At 46.6% G+C, this 18,491-nt stretch carries 15 protein-coding genes; 7 read left to right on the top strand and 8 right to left on the bottom strand.

Going from position 1 to position 18,491, the window contains the following annotated elements:
• Positions 1 to 104: 104 nt before the first annotated feature.
• From EKG39_RS16040 to EKG39_RS23435, 4 genes are all read right to left on the bottom strand, one after another.
• The gene (locus EKG39_RS16040) at positions 105 to 1,109 is read right to left on the bottom strand and encodes a serine/threonine protein kinase (RefSeq protein WP_126506959.1); all 1,005 of its coding nucleotides are present in this window, start codon (positions 1,107 to 1,109) and stop codon (positions 105 to 107) included.
• Positions 1,106 to 1,399 carry a DUF3630 family protein gene (locus tag EKG39_RS16045; protein ID WP_126506961.1) on the bottom strand — a complete coding sequence of 98 codons (294 nt, stop codon included), beginning with the start codon at positions 1,397 to 1,399 and terminating at the stop codon, positions 1,106 to 1,108. The genes EKG39_RS16040 and EKG39_RS16045 overlap by 4 nt, the downstream gene beginning before the upstream one ends.
• A 23-nt stretch (positions 1,400 to 1,422) precedes the next feature.
• Complete coding sequence (locus tag EKG39_RS16050) at positions 1,423 to 1,722, bottom strand: hypothetical protein (RefSeq protein WP_246028529.1); 300 nt, start codon at positions 1,720 to 1,722, stop codon at positions 1,423 to 1,425.
• 127 nt (positions 1,723 to 1,849) lie between these two features.
• Complete coding sequence (locus tag EKG39_RS23435) at positions 1,850 to 2,701, bottom strand: hypothetical protein (RefSeq protein WP_185817629.1); 852 nt, start codon at positions 2,699 to 2,701, stop codon at positions 1,850 to 1,852.
• Positions 2,702 to 3,029: 328 nt separating this feature from the next.
• On the opposite strand from EKG39_RS23435, the gene EKG39_RS16065 reads away from it, so the two are divergent.
• From EKG39_RS16065 to EKG39_RS16090, 5 genes are all read left to right on the top strand, one after another.
• Entirely contained in the window at positions 3,030 to 3,389 is a 360-nt protein-coding gene (locus EKG39_RS16065) for a DsrE/DsrF/TusD sulfur relay family protein (RefSeq protein WP_126506968.1), read from the top strand.
• 230 nt (positions 3,390 to 3,619) lie between these two features.
• On the top strand, positions 3,620 to 4,012 hold the full coding sequence (locus EKG39_RS16070) for a nitrous oxide-stimulated promoter family protein (RefSeq protein WP_126506970.1): 393 nt from the start codon (positions 3,620 to 3,622) through the stop codon (positions 4,010 to 4,012).
• A gap of 184 nt (positions 4,013 to 4,196) precedes the next feature.
• A complete protein-coding gene (locus EKG39_RS16075) occupies positions 4,197 to 5,087 on the top strand; it encodes a hypothetical protein (protein WP_126506972.1) in 891 nt (296 codons plus the stop codon).
• A gap of 407 nt (positions 5,088 to 5,494) precedes the next feature.
• The gene (locus EKG39_RS16085) at positions 5,495 to 7,561 is read left to right on the top strand and encodes a S9 family peptidase (RefSeq protein WP_126506974.1); all 2,067 of its coding nucleotides are present in this window, start codon (positions 5,495 to 5,497) and stop codon (positions 7,559 to 7,561) included.
• Positions 7,562 to 7,713: 152 nt separating this feature from the next.
• Entirely contained in the window at positions 7,714 to 8,280 is a 567-nt protein-coding gene (locus tag EKG39_RS16090; protein ID WP_126506976.1) for a lipid-binding SYLF domain-containing protein, read from the top strand.
• 346 nt (positions 8,281 to 8,626) lie between these two features.
• Here the strand turns inward: EKG39_RS16090 and EKG39_RS23900 are convergent, their stop codons facing one another.
• The 4 genes from EKG39_RS23900 to EKG39_RS16115 form a co-directional block, all read right to left on the bottom strand.
• On the bottom strand, positions 8,627 to 8,887 hold the full coding sequence (locus EKG39_RS23900; RefSeq protein WP_425470184.1) for a hypothetical protein: 261 nt from the start codon (positions 8,885 to 8,887) through the stop codon (positions 8,627 to 8,629).
• 836 nt (positions 8,888 to 9,723) lie between these two features.
• Entirely contained in the window at positions 9,724 to 10,314 is a 591-nt protein-coding gene (locus EKG39_RS16105) for a hypothetical protein (RefSeq protein WP_126506980.1), read from the bottom strand.
• Between the two features lie 401 nt (positions 10,315 to 10,715).
• The gene (locus EKG39_RS16110) at positions 10,716 to 13,754 is read right to left on the bottom strand and encodes a molybdopterin-dependent oxidoreductase (protein WP_126506982.1); all 3,039 of its coding nucleotides are present in this window, start codon (positions 13,752 to 13,754) and stop codon (positions 10,716 to 10,718) included.
• 9 nt (positions 13,755 to 13,763) lie between these two features.
• Positions 13,764 to 14,459 carry a 4Fe-4S dicluster domain-containing protein gene (locus EKG39_RS16115; protein ID WP_126506984.1) on the bottom strand — a complete coding sequence of 232 codons (696 nt, stop codon included), beginning with the start codon at positions 14,457 to 14,459 and terminating at the stop codon, positions 13,764 to 13,766.
• Between the two features lie 572 nt (positions 14,460 to 15,031).
• Between EKG39_RS16115 and EKG39_RS16120 the strand changes: the two genes are divergently transcribed.
• Both EKG39_RS16120 and EKG39_RS16125 read left to right on the top strand, forming a co-directional pair.
• The gene (locus EKG39_RS16120) at positions 15,032 to 16,000 is read left to right on the top strand and encodes a LysR family transcriptional regulator (RefSeq protein WP_126506986.1); all 969 of its coding nucleotides are present in this window, start codon (positions 15,032 to 15,034) and stop codon (positions 15,998 to 16,000) included.
• A 264-nt stretch (positions 16,001 to 16,264) separates the two neighbouring features.
• Positions 16,265 to 18,481, top strand: coding sequence for a molybdopterin-dependent oxidoreductase (locus tag EKG39_RS16125; protein WP_126506988.1), 2,217 nt, complete (start codon positions 16,265 to 16,267; stop codon positions 18,479 to 18,481).
• Positions 18,482 to 18,491: the final 10 nt, after the last annotated feature.

Here is an 18,491-nt window from a genome sequence, read left to right on the forward strand (position 1 = left end):
ATTTAATTCATTGGAGACTAACATAATCTACATTTTGAGAGTATCCAAAGCTTAAAGTTCAATTTTCTGTTACAAAATGAGTTACTAACTCAAATACAACACGATTAGTAACCGGGTATCAGGCTCAACACTGGCTCATCGAGCACGGCTAACTGCTCTTTAAAAGAGAGGATCTGCTGCTCCCAATACTTCTCTTCCGCATACCAGGGAAAGTTCATCGGGAAGGCGGGGTCATCCCACCTACGACTCAACCAGGCATTATAGTGCAGCATTCTCATCGCCCTTAAGGGTTCGATAAGGGTTAACTCTCGAGTATCAAACTCACAAAACTCTTCATAGGCTTCGAGTAAGATCTCAAGCTGCAACAAGCGCTGTGGCCGATCGCCGGTTAACATCATCCATAGATCCTGAATAGCCGGACCGGTACGTGCATCATCGAGATCAACAAAGCCAGGACCATCCGGCGTCCACAGGATATTACTGGGGTGAAGGTCTCCATGAAGTCGGATCTGCTTATGAGGCTGCTTAAACCAGATCTCCTTAGACTTTTCCAATACCTGTTCAACGATGGTGAAGTAGGGCGTTATGAGTGACTGGGGCACATGGCCAGACTCTTTAAGCCAGAGCAAGGATTCATCACCCAGCATTTGTGGATTAACCACGACTCGATGCTTAAACTTTGCCTGCTGAGAGAATTGATGAATACGACCGATGAAACGCCCCGTAGCCTCCAGCTGCTCAAGGTTATCGACTTCAAATGAGCGGCCTCCTATCGATGGAAACAGAGCGAATCTGAACCCCTGATAGTGGTGCAGCGAACGGCCATCGATAATCACAGGTGTCGCGATAGGGACCTCTTCATCGACTAACGCCTGTGAAAAGTCATGCTCTTCCTGGATCTGCTCATCACTCCAGCGCTCGGGACGATAAAACTTAACTACGTAGCGAACACCGTTATCACATCGAAACTGATAGACACGGTTTTCATAACTATTAAGCGCCATTAAGCCTGTTTCCGGGTATACACCCAGACTCTCAATCGCATCTAAGATAAGATCCGGGGTTAACGCCCGAAAATGAAAGCCTGAGCCTTGGTTGACTTGACTCATGTATGGGCCTCCAACAGACCAGCTAAGTATTCCAGAACTTCAAATTCATCGTCGTTTTCAACTGATAACCAGCAGATATCACCATAGAACTCATAGTTAAGCTGCATATGTGTACCTTCAAACTCCAGCAACCACTGGTGTCTGTCGGCTCCCCACTGTCGATCTAACACACGCGAGTCTGTGGCCTGAGCCAATGATTCAGCAAATTTTTCAAACTGCTCAAAATCAATAGCGGCCTGAATAGACAGACTCTTAGATTCCGGATTAAGCTGTAATGAATCGAACTTCATTAAATATGATCTCTTTACTTATATCAGGGTTGCTGTGAATCGAGCATGCTTTCACAAGTTAAACCACCATCCTCGGTAGCAACACATAAGTGGCCGCATTGAAAGCTGCCAACACCAGAGTCACTTAACCTAATCAATCCCTTTCCCTTGGCAATGCATTGCTCCGATGTCGCATAGTAGCCCGAAATGTTTTCACTCAAGGTTACCGACTCGGGGATCGCTTTCGAGTCAGCATAATAAAACAATGTCCATTGCGGATCTTGGGTACAAGCCGTCAAACTTGAAAGCGACAGAAACAATAATACCAACCAACGAAAACCCATAACCTCTCCAATCATTCGCGCATCCGGCCCAATAAAAAAGGCGAAACTTAGTTCGCCTTATTTTACACCGCTTACGCTAATATACCTAAACCACTTAATGGTCAGGGTCGGTAGCTTGATTAGCCAGTTACTTCGCCGCTTTGGCTTTGGCCTTTTCAATTCGGGTTATTCGCCCTTCGAAACCGGTAACTGTACCATCAAGCAAACCATATTCGATCGCCTTGTGGCAAACTCCAATGGCGCTGTCGAACCGACCACTATCATTGAGAAGTGTAGATAGATGCATAAAGCCCACCCCCTTCTCCGAAGATGGTGACTCGAGTTCAGAGAATACCGTTAGATATTCGGCCGTTAATCCCGCCCCATATGCACAGTATTCAGATTGCTTACGTTGCTTATAACATTCAGCAATGGCCCCCAATAAAGCCTGGTGTTTAACGGCTTTTCCGGTGGAACTTCGGTAATCTGACAAAGCTTGAGATAACTTAGCATTCGCCCAAGATTCATCTGTGGCTACCACGGGAGTATCCTCTGGCTCTGGCTCTGGCTCTGGCTCTGGCTCTGGCTCTGGCTCTGGCTCTGGCTCTGGCTCTGGCTCTGGCTCTGGCTCTGGCTCTGGCTCTGGCTCTGGCTCTGGCTCTGGCTCTGGCTCTGCAGGAGTATCGGCCTCAGCTTCACTCTTTACAACCTCAGCCTGCGCAACTTCTACCTGAACCTCTTTAGTCTCAAAACTGATCCCTTCGTCTGCCGGAGTGGAAACCTCCTCCACCTCAGCATTCTCAGCCTTTTCCGCCGTAGACGCGGCTTCAGAAAAGGCATGGTCTTCATTCTGAACGTCCTTTGTTGCAGAGGCATCGAAAACCTCTTTTTCTACAGGTTCACTAAGATCCTGTTGTCGTTCCTCTTCAGCCAGTCGCTGAGCCCGTTTATATAAATAAACCCCTAAAGCAACTAGCAAAATAATGGCTATATATTTCATTGTCGTCCACCAGTGATTGACCTTAACCCATAATACCTGACCCACTCAGCAATGCGAATTTCAGACCACCTCAAAAACAGCTGAATAAGGCAGTGATTGAATGAGTAGGTATAAATTATCAGGCTATATTTATTCCATCTGAATATGTACAGATAGTAACCGATATTATTAATCTATTCTCTTGCTTTAAATCAAGTATTTATATCTCTTTTTCAAATAGGTATCAAAATAAAGCGACTTTTATGACGATTTACTCCTTGTGACAAACCTTCCATTCCATAAATCTCAATTTTGCTACACTGCATTTTTTCTGATAACGACATTCCAGATGCAAAATATCCTCATCGTAGCCCATGAAAGTCCCTATGGCAGTGAAAAACTTTTTAATGCCTTACGTATAGCTATAGCGCTCAAAGAGCAGGAAACAGAAGTTATTAATCTAAAATTATTTTTAATGTCAGATGCTGTCTATGGCGCGGTGAAAAACCAGGTAACACCGGATTTAAGTTATAACATTCAGCAGATGCTGGACATCTTAATCGCGCAGAGTATCCCGGTATCCTTATGTAAAACCTGTACCGATGGACGCGGAATTTCGCAAGAGATGCTGATCGAGGGGGCAAATATAGGCACATTAGGCGAACTGACCCAATGGACACTCGATGCGACTAAAGTTATGCATATATAGAGCTTACTATGAGCCATTGAGGTAAATAAATGCCAACAATTGCCAGATAGTTCCTCCTCCCCTTTTTTGTGCACATCTTCATACTTTATACATTCAATTTTGTTTCCTGTTAAGTCAGCCGCTAAAGTACCTTAGTAATTTACTAGGGTATTTTGACCCTTTAAACGTTAAGACAATCTTCTTAATATATTCATAGTATCGGTTAAAGGCTTAGGTGTTGGAGGATAATGATGGCAGAGCATGAACTTCTCAGTGGTAAATTATTACGTGAGTATCAAACCATCCAGGCTATGGTTGAGATCTACTGTAAGTCGCACCATCATAGTAAGGCTTCAGAGTGTCAGGAATGCCAGGAATTTCTCGAGTACGCCCACACACGCCTAGACAGGTGCCCCTATGGTCAAATTAAACCCACCTGTAATAAATGTCCGGTACATTGCTATAAGCCTCATATGAAGACAAAGGCGAGAGAGATCATGATTTTCTCGGGACCTAAGATGATTTTGCCCCACCCTATCATGGCTATTCGTCACCTGTTTGCTGAACGAACCCCGGTACCTGAAACCGTACCGGTCGAAAGCTCTAATCGACATATTCGAAAAAACAGAAAAAAGCAGGGCTAACCAGCCCGGGATATTCAGCTAACAACTGCTCTAATCGACGATGACATTAGAGCAACTCTACCCTGTTAAGAACTTAACTCACCGATAACTCAGAAAGCCATTTGGGGCAGGTTTGTGTGACCTGCTTAAAATTTATTCTATAACTCTTGCATCCGGGTATCTGTTGCCATGACAATGAGTTGTTATGAATGAATTTAGCACCTTTCTCACTCAAGGTTATTGGTGGTTGTCTCTGCTCGGCGGTATTCACTGTATCGGGTTAGGTCTTTATATTCGCTATATTTACAGAGACAAGAGTGGTAATCACAAGCTACTGGCTGGTCTATTTAGCCTGATGGCACTCTATTTTTTTACCGGTATGCTCAACCGGGACAACTCACCGGCACCGATTCACTTGCTCTTTACCTTGATCATTCCAGTGTACTTTCTCCTTATGCCTCTGCTGTACCTGTATTGCTATCGCAGCCTGCATAATATTCGTGCTCCCATAAGTCTATCTAAACATTTTTATCTGCCAATCCTGATCGCCATTGTCATTTTTGTCACATCGCTGCTAAGTAACAATTTAATTTCCGGTGCCGATTTACTGCAGAAAAGTATCGGCTCAGGCCTCAGGGATTTCAAAATAGGCACCGCTTTACCCGCATTGCTTAGCCTGCAGACCGGTTTTTATTTCATACTCATTATCCAGATGCTGAGAAAGTACCGGGGACGCTCTGGCAGGGTAGATCAGGAGAGCTTAAAGGATATCAAATTCCGCTGGCTGTTGGTGCTCACTCTGGCCATGATGTGCAATTGGCTGGTACGTACCACATTAGTCATTCTGCCGTTTTATATGGGTGACCATATCTCAGAGATCACTCAAGCATTTACCCGATTAATATTACTGCTGACCGTCTACCTGCTCGCCCTCTATGGACTTCAACAAGTAACTAAAGCGGCCTATTTAAGGGGGCGGTTAATACGTCAATCCGAGCAGAATGTGTCTAAGGCTAAAGCCAGCAGCCAGCCCCTCAACTCTGAAGAGCTCAACTATCTGCAACAGTTGATGCAGGAGGAAAAAAAGCACAATTAACACAATTCATCAACACATCGGAAGTCGATTCAAGCCATGGTTTCATGGCCCTGTAAGAAACACCTTACCGCCTGAACTGAGTATCGCATCATCTCTTCATCGGATGGGATATCCATGCCCAGCACCACATCCTGAAAATAGTTTCCCCTGAGCAAAGCCATGAGCTGAGAGGTTGCCGGAGCACATACCTTATTCCGGGAATGATCTACGTCCCCATTTCAGCGAATAAGGCTATCTGTTTTAACTCTTTTCGGCATCACGAAAAATACTCATTGTCATAGCAATGAGGATGAGGTTTGCGCTAATGTATTGACCCAAATAGTTATGATACCAATCGACAAATGATTTGAATGCCTACCTGAGGGTCTGGCTTTCAACATCGACAATAAAAAATGAGGGGGATAAAGATGGCAAGGGCAAATAAACTCACAGTGTTGGCCGTAATTTCGGCCGGACTATTTTTAGGAGGCTCGACAAACGCTTTAGCCTCGCAACGAACTCATCAAATAACCACAGATGATTTTTTCGACATCGGGGGGATGAGTAGCGTACAGTTAAGTCCCGACGGAAAACAGGCGGTCTGGCTCGAGACGCGTTGGGATAAAGAGCTGGATAAATCCCAGCGAGACCTATGGCAGGTTAATACCAAAAATAAAAAAACGACCCGCTTAACCTTTACCAACGAAAGTGAGTCCAGCCCTAAGTGGAGCGGTGATGGCCAGTATATCTACTATATTGGCAAAGTGACCCATGAAGACAAGAAAGCTCCCTACAACGGTAAGAGTCAGGTCTTTCGTATCAGCAAAGATGGCGGTGATGCGGTGCCCGTGACCAAAGAGGTTGAGGGTGTCAGTTCATTTTCACTCAGCTCCGATGGTAATACCCTTTACTTCTTAGGCAGTAAGACGGTCAAAGACAAAGATGAATGGGCTGCTATGCGCGCCGGCCACAGCGCGCCAAAATATGCGCATGGCGAAAGAAAAACCAACCCACTATATAAGCTCGATCTTCAGCATTTCAAACAGCAACTCATTCTGGATGATGACAAGGTCGTGTGGAATTTCAGCGTCAGCGATGATGGCAGTAAAGTTGCCCGAATTACTACGACCGATAATGAGCTGGTCAACCTAGAAGGTTGGTCCGATATAGAAATTTATAATACCCGAAGTAAAACCAACGAGGTTCTGGAGGATACGGCATGGCGCGAACAGGCTCCTTCGCCCTACGGTTGGTTACTCGGACTCGATTGGCACTCAGATAACCAACAGCTCGCCTTTCGTATCGACTTCGATGGCCACCCGGGTAAGCTGTTTGTCTCAAATACCAAGACCAAGTCGCTGACTGAAGTGGCGCGTATCAATGATGTGACGCTAAACTCATCAGACATTCACTGGCGTCCGAATAGTGATGAACTCTGTTACCGCGGCGCCGATCATGCCAGGGTCAAACTCTTTTGTACTGAGGTTGAAGATGGTAAGCAGGGAGATACCAGAGCGGTCGTTAATGGCGATCTGGTGATCGGCAGCTACAGCTTCAGCCACAACGGTAAGAAGTTAGCATTTAGCCATAATGGGCTGGATCACTTCTCAGATATGTTCATTGCCGATGCCAATAGCAAACGCGCTAAATTTAAGCGTATCACCAATATCAACCCTCAGGTCGATAGCTGGATACTTCCGCAAATATCCGTGGTTAAATGGAAAGCTCCAGATGGCAGCACTGTCGAAGGAATATTGGATCTCCCGGCTGGATATAAGAAAGAGGATGGTCCACTTCCCTTAATCGTGCAGATCCATGGCGGCCCCACCTCGGCAACACCTTATGCGCTGCAACACAGGTCTTACGGCCGCTCTACATTTACCGCAAATGGCTGGGCACTGCTGTCACCTAACTATCGTGGCTCAACCGGCTATGGCGATAAGTTCCTCACCGACCTTGTGGGTCAGGAGCATGTTATCGAGGTCAATGACATTATGGCCGGTGTCGATCACCTGATCGATGAAGGGATTGTCGATGGCGATAAGATGGCGGTCATGGGATGGAGCAACGGTGGCTATCTCACCAATGCGTTGATCAGTACCAATGAGCGCTTCAAGGCGGCAAGTTCCGGTGCCGGAGTGTTCGACCAACGCCTGCAGTGGATGCTAGAAGATACACCGGGTCACGTGGTCAACTTTATGGAAGGGTTACCTTGGGAGAAGCCAGACGCATACACTCATGGTTCTTCACTCACTCATGCAGACAAGATCAAAACACCAACCCTTATCCATATCGGTGAAAATGATCAACGCGTTCCGGTCGGACATGCACAGGGGCTATATCGTGCACTCAAACATTACCTCAATATACCGGTTGAGTTGATCGTATATCCGGACGAAGGTCATGGACTGAGTAAGTACCAACACAGAAAAGCCAAGATGGAGTGGGATCAGAAATGGTTCAACCACTACGTCCTGGGTAAAGCCATCGATTAACACCAGGTTCAACATTTCACTGAACCTAAGCTGACAAGCAGATAAAAAAGCGCCATAACCGGCGCTTTTTTCATTTCCGGTCATTCATTTATTACACTTTGATGCGTATGCTAATTGTACTAATGTGAACGCTTTTTGAAATGGAGTCCAAAATGAAAAAATTCATCTCAGCTATCTCAATCGCAACCTGTTTTATCGCCAGCATTTTCGCGACCCAAGTTGCCGCTGCCGATGACAGTTACTCTGAAGCTATCGCGAATTTTAAACAGGCCAGTGATACACATAAATTCTTCAATAATGCCTACGGATACGCCATCTTCCCTACAGTAGGAAAAGGCGGATTCGGGATTGGTGCTGCCTACGGTAAAGGGCGTGTTTATAAGGGAAACAGCTATAAGGGAGATACCAGCCTCTCTCAGCTATCTCTGGGCTTTCAGATTGGCGGCCAGGCCTACAGCGAGATCATCTTCTTTAAAGATGCCAAATCCTATAATGAGTTTACCAGTGGCAGCTTCGAATTTGGCGCTCAAGCCTCCGCAGTAGCAATAACCATAGGCGCTAACGCGCAAGCCGGCACCACAGGTAACTCCAGCAGTGCTGGCAAGGCAGCAGCAAAAGCAGCCTACATCAACGGCATGGCAGTTTACACCTTAGCCAAAGGCGGCCTGATGTTTGAAGCAGCCCTTGCGGGACAGTCATTTACCTTCGAAGAGAAGTAGGAATTAAAGGTCCTGGGTCCGAGTTCCTGGAATCTAGGGACTCGAACCTGCTTCTATCTTGTTGTCGGATAACGCCTGCATTTGCGACAAATCTGTAGTGGCTGTTTGTGCTAGCGAAGCGTGAGCACAAAAAAACCACGGAAAATTTCTCCAGTCAGCGAAACAAGGTGGCCTTGTTAAGCTTTGCCACTGATTAAGTGCCAACGCTGTTTCAGGCCTAGTGCGTATGTTAAACCTAGGAGTAAACATATGCCCGAACTAATGAGCCAGAAGGTTAACGAGTTACCTGGAAAAGCTGGCATTATGAAGTAAAATCCCAGTGTTCGGGCTAACAGTACAGCTGAAATTAGTGCCAAAGCAAACCGAACCAAATTAAACCTGCACCAGAAAACGCGTAGGTTGCCCAAAGCAATAGAACAGCAGAAATGATGCTGGTGACAGTAGTTGGATAAGGGTGCCCGCTTTCAGCCATTTGAGCCATCTGTTCACCTGCACCGAGAAAGCGATACCAATCACCACCAAATACTATGCATCCGATATGAATTAATGCTGCGAATACAGTAAGCACTCCTGCTATTTGCAAAAGGTTTATTCTGTGATTTTTCATCTACACTCCTTGTGAAGCCTATCCTTATTAGTTAGCTGTTTGTGACCCTGCGTTTTACAGTAAACTTTTTAACAGCCAAATCAGCCAGTACCCATAGCAAAACAAACATCCCCGTATCTATAAGAAGGTTAATCAAATCAAAGGGGTCTGAAATGAAGTTATAACTAAAGTTGAAAAAGCTGAAAATCAACTTAGAGCCAATATAGGCTACTAAGAATGGAATGATGTAATTCATGTTTAACCTCATGAAGCAACTTAGATGCTGACAGTCATTTATATGCAAAACTTGGTTTTCACATAAAAATGGCAGTCAAAGAACAGGTAACGTCTTATTCAATAGCAGCACGATAATCCTCTTGGCTGCTTGCTCAGTTAGCTAAAGCTATCATCTACAACTTATTGCAGCAAATGAATTGTTTTTTGTTTCATGAACAAAAACAATAAGATCTGTTCGATAAAAAGATGCGTGGGTGCTTATGAGGTCTGCATAACTCTTTACTGGACTGCACAACAAATGGATATTCAGCAGACAAAGCCGAATCGTAGAGAGAAAACCTTCTTTTGAATATCCAGGTGTAGATGCAGCAGTGGCCGTTGACAGCATGGATGCTGTCGTCGAGCTTACAAGGAAGTACTTGCAGCGAGCCACTGAAGTATCTACACATCCCCCGCCGGGCAGGCGTTAGATTCCAATTTAGCTATGACCTTCAATGACATATGCCAACAGCAAAAGTCACTGGATTCCGGCTAAAAAGCGCTGCCGGAATGACGAAAGGTAACGAGTAAAACAAAATGAACCAAGGTGAAAATGTAATCAGCCTTCATTCGAAGGCGAGCTACTCATGTCCCCAAGGCGCCGGCGGTAGCGCCACGGGTTTAGTCAAATCGAAATCGACCCTGAAATCACGCTCTTCTCGCGTTAAGCGGTAAGTAAACTCTTCAGGCTTAACGTACATATGCCACACGTTGGTGACTGACACATCTAAGCCATTCTCTCTGAAGTTATTAATCGAGTAGGCATCAACCGGGAAAGACTGCTCAGTCGCGCTGCCCATATCCGATGTCATACCACCATACATGGTCACCTTGTCTTCCGTGCCGTCCTGATGACGATGATCATGAGCTAGATGCAAACCATACTTAGTCTTGGTGATAACCCAGGTACGGGAGTGGTCGTTTCCTACATGAAACGGCACCTTAAGTTCACTGTCATTACACTCACGAACATGCATAATCAGTTTTTTACCACTAAATGCCGAGTCAGCACTGTTACCGGCGGTGACGCTTCCCTCAAATGCCTTACCGCAATGCGCTGCGATACTATCGAAAAAAGCATCCTGCTCCGGTGTCGTTGCCAACGCAGGCAGCGAGAATATAGTTGCCGAAGCAGCCAACAGACCAAACTTTGAGTATTTTATTGTTTTCATTATTTTCTCCGTCAATTTGACTATCTGTTTTTCAGTCCAAATCAAACAGACTAGCACAGAGAGATAAATTAAAACTGAATACTCTTTAACGACTGAAAGGCGAGCGACTCAACAGCTTACCTGACGCTTGGGTTCAATGAGCTTACTGGATAGAGATTGATGCAGAGTGTGATGTTATTAAAAAAAGACCCTCTACAACAAACGTTATAGAGGCAACCAAATATGATGATGTGGTTAGGTGTGGTTAGATGAACTTGGAATGCTTGTTAACAACCTTTAGCGGCACCATCCATTTTGTGCCCCTTCAAGGTCGTGGACTATTTGCAGGGTTACCAGCAAAGAGGAGTCAAGGAATCAGCCCTAACAGACAACTCTGATGGAGGGCTGATTCCGATTTACCGTTATGCCTTCTCTACACGTACCGGTACACCGTGACGACAGTTGGCACCAGTCCAATAGTCGTTGAGCATGCTGGCCTTGGCTTGACGGGTTGGATCAGACGGGATCATCTGGTTGATCGCGACGCCTCCCGCACGCTCTTGAAGGCCAGGGACTGACTTACCATTGATGACTCGATTGTCTGCACCGAACCCTTGTGAGTGCCCAAAACCGTGAGATACACATACCGCACCTTTAGCGACACCCGAATCGGTCTGTAACAGGCCAACGGCAGGCTTGCCGTTCGCAGTTATCAGTTTGACGTTATCACCGTCGTTTAAGCCCTGCTCATTAGCGGTGTCTTGATTCATATAGACATAATTAGTCGGACTAATTTCGGCGATACGCTTATAGGCCACCGCATAGTTAGAGCGCACTGTCGCCTTATAGCTTGAAAACAACAGAGGGTACTCAGACTTAGGCCAATGGCTCTCCCAGGTATCTCCATTCCAGAACTTATGTTCCTGATAGGTGATAGTGCCGGGATAACGCTCTCCGGAGTAGGCATGGCGCAAGTGTGTTACCGCTTCATGATAGATCTGCAGACACTTAGCCCCCGCTCCCTTGATGAAATCACCGTCATAACGATCATCCGCCACATAGTAACCGCCTCGTGACAATAGAGACTCGACCTGACTGGTTTCAGCTGGGGTTAGTCTTGGAGTCAGCGGCTTCATCGCATAATCCAGCCCTGCCCACTCTCTGTCCTCGGCCGTTACCTTAGGTAGGCCTTCACATTGAGCAGCCACGTTAGCCAGATATTTAGCATGCCAATCTTCGAAACACAGCAGATCAGCCTGATGGCCATCTGCGTGAGCGATAGCTCCTTTACCGAAGCCGGGTAGCTTCATCTCTAAGGCGATATCGATCAGCAACTGCTCCATACACACATGCTGACCACGTTCGTTTTTAACCGTTCTCGGTGTTACCAATGGCGATGCCGCGACGACGCCCAGCATATGTGATCCCCACATACGATCGGCCGCATACTCTTCCAGCATTGAACGATCCGGAATGAAATAGTCCGCATAGCGGTTAGTCTCATTCATATGACAATCTATGCCGACAATTAACGGCAGACGTTTTGGATCGGCGATACTCGCCACCACTTCCTGGCTGATCGAGGCCGCACTATAGAGGAAGTTGTTCCGCCAGTTGAACAACACCTTGGCCCGATATGGGTCGGCGTTGGCATGACTGGTCCACTGCTCGGCCGCGTTCATGGCCGGCAATGCTTCGTGCCATGGTGTGCTGGCTGGATAAGGATTTTGCCCCTTGGCAACCTTCTGCTTGTATTCGGTTGAAGACTCGTAGGCACCATCACGGCAGGCATTGACTACGCCGTCTAAACTGACACCATCGGCGATATTGGCCAGATCGTAGCGCCCCTCCATGCCACCTATTGGTCCGTTACCGTAGCTCGCGCCACCTTTAGCATCGTGAGAGCCGACCAAGGTATTCAATGTTGCCCAGATCCAGCCCATCACAAAGCCGTCGGAAGAGTTAGTGCCACCGTTACCCGCAATACAGGCCTTACGACCATAGTGACCTAAATCTTTCGCCACCTGACGCATATCTTCGGCGCTGATCCCAGATTGCTCGGCATAGACCTTCATACTGGTGCGCTGTGCTTCTTCCCGAAGCAGAGACAGGGAAGAAACCAGTTTAACCCGACGCCCCTTACTATCTTTTAGCGTCTTACTGACAAACAGCTCTGCCTTATCACCCGACTCGGCAGACACTAAGGTCTGACTACCCGACTTGATGATCAACGCTTCATCGCCACCGAGGCCGAAATCAGCCGCTTTGGCAAACCCCTTGTAGTTAGGATGCTTAGGATCCATCACCACCAAGTGACCCGCATTGGTATAGTTAAGCTCGCCCGCCGCCTTCGCAGCCTTCTCACTCGCTCCTTCAAGATGGACCTTATTGAACCAGCCCTCTTCGAGCATGGTACGGATCACACCAAAGGAGAATGCCGCATCCTGGCCAGGTTTAACCGCTAACCACTTGGCGTTGGTATCTGCAGCAACTGTGGTACGCAGTAGTGGGTCGACACATACATATTTGAACTTTCTATCGACTCGGCTATCGGCTAGTCCACGGCCGACACGGTTAAGGCTGGCACCCGATGATCCGGGGCTGGTTCCCATAAACAAACCGTACTCGACATTTTCCCAATCGACATCGTTGAGCCACTCTTCGAAACCCGGTGACATACCCAGAGCAAAGCCGGTTGCTTGCGCCGCGCCACAATAGGCATGCTTGGTACCTAAGTTGCTGGTTCCCCATGACTGCTGCATAAAGCGTGCGTAGAAACTGCCACGCAACGTATCTTCGGCGCAAAAGGTAGCAAACAGGTGGTTAGCCGCAGTGCCAAACTCCGGGAACCCGGGTTTAACTTGCTTATCGAGCTGGCGTACAGCCCTTAAACCTTCTACATGGCCTTCGCCAAACAGATCACCACCATTTACTATCTCAGAAAGTGCCTGTTCATAGCTGATACTGACCCACTTACCTTCACCACGCTTGCCCGCACGCTTAAGCACCTGCGTCACACGGCGTTCATCATCGACCGAATCGGCACAACTTGCACCCTTCGCACAGGTAGTGGCACGGTTTTCGAGTCCGGCTTCACCCGCCAGGGCAACATAACTTTGTTTAACTGCAGTATCTATTGGAAGCGGAGCACCGGAATTGTTTTCACAATAGGGGTTGCCACCTACTTTCAGTACCTTGTCACTGGCTTCGTCGATACGTACCCGCAGGCCACAGATGTTGTAGCAGCTAAAACAGCGTGAATAGGCGGTACGTATACCCGGCGTTCTCTGCCACTGACCGTCACTGCCTTGCTGGCACTCCGGAGGAATGGGGTGACCGAAGTGTGCCACATCCTGGCTACGCACTGGCCCACTTTTATGGCCTTTATCACCACAGGCGACTGTTGCAGCGCCGGCAACAGAAACGATACCCGCTCGGGTTAAAAATTTACGTCTGTCCATCATCAGCTCCTAGCGTTGCCATTCGAGGAAATTAAGCGACAAGATCTCTTGATCGTCTGTCTGCTCGGGTAAACCAATATAGAAAATATTGGGCTTAGTGCCAGAATCTGAAAGCATGGCATACACCTTATTGTCTCTGACTAACTGAGAGACCTTGCTCTGGGGATCATTCAGATCGCCGAAACTTCTGGCCTCACCGATACACGTTTCCACACAGGCAGGAAGCAGGCCCGCAGAGACACGATGAATACAGAAGTTACATTTTTCAGGAGGCGTTTCTAAGGTTTCATCTTTGCGTCTTGCACCATAAGGGCAGGCATCGACACAGAGCTGGCAATGAATGCACTCTTCGTGGTCGATAACCACGATGCCGTCCTCTTCACGCTTATAAGTCGCTTCAACGGGACAAACGTATACACAGGCAGGGTTATCACATTGATTACACTGATTAGGTACCGCCAGAGTCGCAAAGCTGTCACCCTGTTCAATACAGGCTTGATTGACGCGGGTTCGACCGCGCCCGGCCTCAGTCTGGTTTTCCATGGCACAGGATACGGTGCAAGATAAACAGCCGGTACAGCGGCGTACATCAAACACCATGGCCAAGCGTTTTCCTGGAGTCTTAGCCTGCAGCTGTGCACTAGGTACGATTGCAAGCATGGCGCCGCCGGCCGCCATTTTTAATATGGAACGTCTATCTAACATACATTTCCCTTAAATATGAGAGTAAAAAGCGACCGCCTTTTACTCCATACATTTATAGAAGTCTTATTATTAAAATACACGCAACTGGAATTAATATATAACACAAGACACATTTAAAGAGTCACAATTAAATAAAGATCACATTTAAAAAATAAATTGAAATACTTTGAAATAAAAACAGCATAAGGTATTTATGAACAAGAGGACTATTTTTGCATTAGGTCACATCTAATAAATAAATATAAAAATGGTGAAATTTTTTCAAACTTAACATTTTTGCAATATATACCAAGAATTACCCACAAGGTGATTTTAGCGATAAAAAACAACAAGATAAACAAAGGCGGCACATTCATACCTGAAATTTAAAGTCTTTCAAAACAGCAACTTACAAAAATTGAAATATTCTCGCGTAAATATCGACATCTGAATTTTGCAATTATTAATAATTGCAATTCGGGAGTTGTATCAAAGTTCTAATAATAGCCATATTAAAAGTGTGACATATAACACTGAATACTATTCAACATATATAGATGATACTCGCACCAACAAATAACAAGCCATGCATAATGAATAAAATTGATCAACTTAATTACAATCAATTAAAAGTATTTATTGCTATATACGAGCATGGACAAAGTCACCAAGCTGCAAATGAATTAGGCATGACAGCTTCCGGCGTAAGTAGAACATTAAAAATATTGCGGGATATATTTAAAGATTCACTTTTTATACGCCGCACCTCAGGCTTTATAGCCACAGAGAAAACTCACCAGTTAATTCCAATGGCTAAAGCTTTAGTCGCGCAGTATCAAAAGATCGAAATGCAACATTCGGTTTTCACCCCCGCTGAGTCGGGAGGCCAGTACACGATCCATGCTTACGATGAATTTGTCTACGCCGTCCAGAAAGTGATACGCAATGACATTCTATTGGAAGCACCTAACTTACGTTTCGATGTCCGTGTACTCACCCATGATTGCAGTACCGAGCTTGCCAATGGCGATATGGATTTTGTCGTAGTCTATGAAGGCTTCAACGGCAAGAACCTCAATTACGAGATGTTTGCCGAAACTGACAGCTTATACCTATTGGTGAACAACGAGCATCCCATTCTCACTCAGGAGCTCACACTAGAAAATATCTCCAACTACTCCTGCCTGGAGATCGATAACTATGACGATCTTAGCTGCCCCTTGCTGGTGAACCTGTGCCGCGAGAAGGGACTCTCCCCCATGGAGGTGGAAGGTTATACCGACAGCCTGGCTTCGGCCATCAGACTTCTCAGCGAATCAGATGCCATCACCCTGAGCTGTAATCAGTTCACCCGGCAGTTCGTCAAGATGATCCCTAAGATCCAATGCGTGAAGCTCCCCGAAGAGCTGGCACAGAAATGCCGTACCCGCCGCCGGGAGAACCGTGAAATTGGTAACTATGTGCTGTTTGGAGACACCAATAATTCCGCCGCCTTCAACTGGGTAAAATCCAAGTTGATCTGCGGATTAGAGAGAGAGTGGCGACAAGCGAGTGAAGAGTAATTTGATTTAACGACGCCAAGGAAAATGGGCTTGGTCTCCCTGCAAGTTGACCGCTCTGTTTTACTGGCAGATCCACTTTAACAAGGAGCTTTAAAATATAAACACACAGATGTGAGTAGTAAATGTGAGCAGTAAAAAAGCAAGAGATGATACCTAAAAGCTACGCCTGAAGCCGGTATCACACATTGCTTAAATTATAAAAAATGATCGAACTTTGCAGATGAAAATAAGTAGTGATAAACACTACCAAGATGGGGAACACATATGAAGATTAACAGACGCACATTCCTGCAGGGAGTCGGAGCCAGCTCGGTTGTTGGCTCTCTCTCAGGCTTGATGCCCGGCATTGCTAGTGCTACGGAACAACGTGGCGGCGCGCCTGATAAGTTACTCAAGCGTGAAGGTAAAATTGTATATCACACGTGTCAGCGTAACTGTGCAGACCGATGCTTACTTAAATTTACCGTACAAAATGGCCGTATGACCTATGTTGAAGGTGCTTCAGAGATGAAGAAGATGGGCACCTCACCATGCGTTAAGGGTCATGCTTATGTGCAGTACACCTATGCAGCGGATCGTATCTTACATCCGATGGAACGCGCGGGTGAAAAGGGCGAAGGCAAATGGCGTCGTATCTCATGGGATGAAGCCTATGCAAAGATCAGCGCTCGCCTGAAAACGATCATCAAAGAACATGGCGCAGATTCTATTCTGCCATACAGCTACTCAGGTCATGAAGGTGTTATCGGTAAATACGGCGGACCAAGCCGTTTCTTCAACGCCGTTGGTGCACGCAAACTCGACCGTAAGGTGTGTGTATTCGCTGCCTATGAAGGCCTTAAATCTGTGACCGGTACTTACCAAGGTCCCGATCCATATGATAGCGTTCACACTAACTGTTATATCTCCTGGGGCCAGAACGAGACGGCAACTAACGTTCATGGCATCAAGTTCATCAACCAGGCACGCGACAAAGGTGCAAAATTATTGGCTGTGAATCCAATACGTACGCCTATCGCATCTCAAGCCGATATCTGGCTACAGCCAAAACCAAGTACAGATACCCATCTTGCTACCGGTATTATGAAGTACCTGATCGAGAACAACTTAGCCGATCTTAAGTTTATCGAAGCCAACACACTTGGTTACCAGGACTTGCTTAAACGTATCGCCGAAATGAGCTATGACGAGATTGAGCGAGTCACAGGCGTACCGAGAGAGAAGATGTTCAAATTTGCCAAAGTCTACGGTGAATCTGAGCTATCAGTTATTCGTCTGGGTTACGGTATGCAGCGTAACTACAACGGCGCTCGTATGTCTCGCGCTATCGCGATGATGCACGCCGTTGCGGGTCAGTACGGTAAAATTGGTAACGGTTTTATCTATGACAACACCCAAGCCGATGACAGCTTAAACTACTCTAAGGGTCGTGCCGACCATATCCATCCACATGGAGATACGGTAGGTCATGTGAATATGACGGAGATCGCCAAGGCGATTCACCCGACTAACCCGACCGCCTATGGCAAGCCAATCAAGCCTATCAAGGCTGTGATTAACTACAATGGTAACTTCGTATCGGTAGCACCGGATTCTAACGCCTGTCGCCGCGGCGCTATGCGTGATGACCTGTTCTTAGTCGTTCATGATTTCTTGATGACAGATACCGCCGAGTTAGCAGATATCATCGTACCATCGACTACACAGTTCGAGTTCCCTGATATGGGTACCGATTACAACTGTTACCACATGCAAACTTCAGAGAAAGTGATTGAGCCTTTAGGTGAGTCTAAAGATAACTGGATCTTCTTCAAAGAGTTAGCCGCTCATATGGGACTGGATCACCACCCAGAGATGCGTGTCGATTATGAGCAGATCCTTCGTGACTTCTTAGACACCGAAGAGCCGGCATTCAGACACAACAACATCACTTACGAACAGATCATCGAAGAGAAGTTTGTGACTGTTTACGATCAGCGTCCTTACTTCGGTGACGGCAAATACAAGACTGACAGCGGCAAGATCGAGTTCTACTCTCAGATGATGATTGACGCAGGCTACCACCCAGTGCTCGACTTTGGTCTGCCTGAAGATGAGATGATCTCTGAAGAGAAAAACTTGCCATTCCGCATGTTATCTCCTGCGATCCCTCAACGTGCTAACAGCTCCTTCTACAACGTGAAGTATATCCGTAACTTCCCTGCTTATTTTGCCAAGGTCAACACCGAAGATGCCAAAGAGCTTGGGATTAAGAATAACGACAGGGTCAGACTCAGCAACCATCGAGGTGAGGCTTTCTTCATCGCACAGGTTTCGAGTCAGGTTGGCCGCGGTACCGTTATGGCACCGAAAAACAACTGGCGCCGTATGGACCCACAGGGCAAGGCCAGCTGTACCAACAACCTCACCACCGACAAGTTAACCGATATGGGCGGCTGCTCTGCCTACCATTCGACTAATGTCGCGATAGAAAAAGCCTAAGGAGTAAAAG

Origin of the sequence: Shewanella atlantica (genome assembly GCF_003966265.1) — a bacterium.
GTDB classification, from domain to species: domain Bacteria; phylum Pseudomonadota; class Gammaproteobacteria; order Enterobacterales; family Shewanellaceae; genus Shewanella; species Shewanella atlantica.